General features: G+C 56.1%; 2 protein-coding genes. Both read right to left on the reverse strand.

What is annotated here, in order from left to right; all coding sequences use genetic code 11:
* Positions 1-774 (reverse strand): Clp protease N-terminal domain-containing protein (locus I5W_RS08300; protein WP_044528871.1); only part of this gene is annotated, 774 nt, incomplete at its 3' end.
* Positions 771-1,085, reverse strand: a complete 315-nt coding sequence (gene clpS / locus I5W_RS08305) for an ATP-dependent Clp protease adapter ClpS (RefSeq protein WP_013233417.1) — start codon at positions 1,083-1,085, stop codon at positions 771-773. The genes clpS and I5W_RS08300, both read right to left, overlap by 4 nt.
* Positions 1,086-1,310 lie beyond the last annotated feature (225 nt).

Genomic DNA, 1,310 nt, shown 5'->3' on the forward strand with positions numbered 1-1,310 from the left:
CGCCAGCAGCGCGCCCATGTCCAGCGAATACACGACGGCGTTCTTGAGGATCTCGGGCACGTCGCCCTGCGTCACGCGCCAGCCAGGCCTTTCGGCGATGGCGGTCTTGCCCACGCCGGCTTCGCCCACCAGCAGCGGGTTGTTCTTGCGGCGGCGGCACAGCGTTTGGATGACGCGCTCGACTTCGGACTCGCGGCCGATCAGCGGATCGATCTTGCCTTCGGCGGCGGCCTTGTTCAGGTTCTGGGTGAACTGGTCCAGCGGGCTTTCCTTCTGCTGGCCTTCGGCTTGCACATCTTCTGCGCCTTCCGGGGCCTTCTGCGGATCGGTCTGCTGGTCCTTGCGCACGCCGTGCGAGATGAAGTTGACCACGTCCAGGCGGGTCACACCCTGCTGGTGCAGGTAGTAGACCGCGTGCGAATCCTTCTCGCCGAAGATGGCCACCAGCACGTTGGCGCCGGTGACTTCCTTCTTGCCGTTGGAGGCCGACTGCACGTGCATGATGGCGCGCTGGATCACGCGCTGGAAGCCCAGCGTGGGCTGGGTATCGACCTCGTTGGTGCCAGGTACGGTGGGGGTATTGTCGGTGATGAAATTGGTCAGCGTCTTGCGCAAATCGTCAATATTCACCGAACAGGCGCGCAACACTTCGGCCGCTGAGGGATTATCCAGCAGCGCCAGCAGCAAGTGCTCCACGGTAATGAATTCATGACGTGATTGTCTGGCTTCGACAAAGGCCATATGCAAACTGACTTCGAGTTCCTGCGCAATCATGCTTCCTCCATCACGCATTGCAGGGGGTGCCCTGCCTTTCGAGCGTGGGTTAAAACGAGTTCCACTTTAGTGGATGCGATATCTTTGGGATACACACCACACATTCCCTTCCCATCGCGGTGAACCTTGAGCATGATCTGCGTCGCGGTTTCACGGTCCTTGTTGAAGTACTGCTGGATGACGGCGACGACGAATTCCATCGGCGTATAGTCATCGTTCAACAATAAAACCTGGTACATCGGGGGCGGCTTGAGTTTGGACTCTTGCCGTTCCAGGACTGTACCGCCATCATTTTCGTGCTTGGTTGCCATGCGTTTATTGGACCATCAAAAGCTGTGCAACGCACAATGATCTCGTAACCTCTAGATGAGATAGATATTACTTGTTTTCTGGACCAAGTGCAGATGACGATGATTCATCCTAAATCAAGGGCAATCTTCCCCATCGTTTGAACAAGCCCCCAAACGCAAAGGTGAAAAATGCTTGACTTTTGCATTTCGACCGAGAACAATGGAATTCATTGATTAGAGTACAAA

This window comes from Herbaspirillum sp. B65, from assembly GCF_000333555.1.
Taxonomy (GTDB): Bacteria; Pseudomonadota; Gammaproteobacteria; order Burkholderiales; family Burkholderiaceae_D; genus Herbaspirillum; species Herbaspirillum rubrisubalbicans.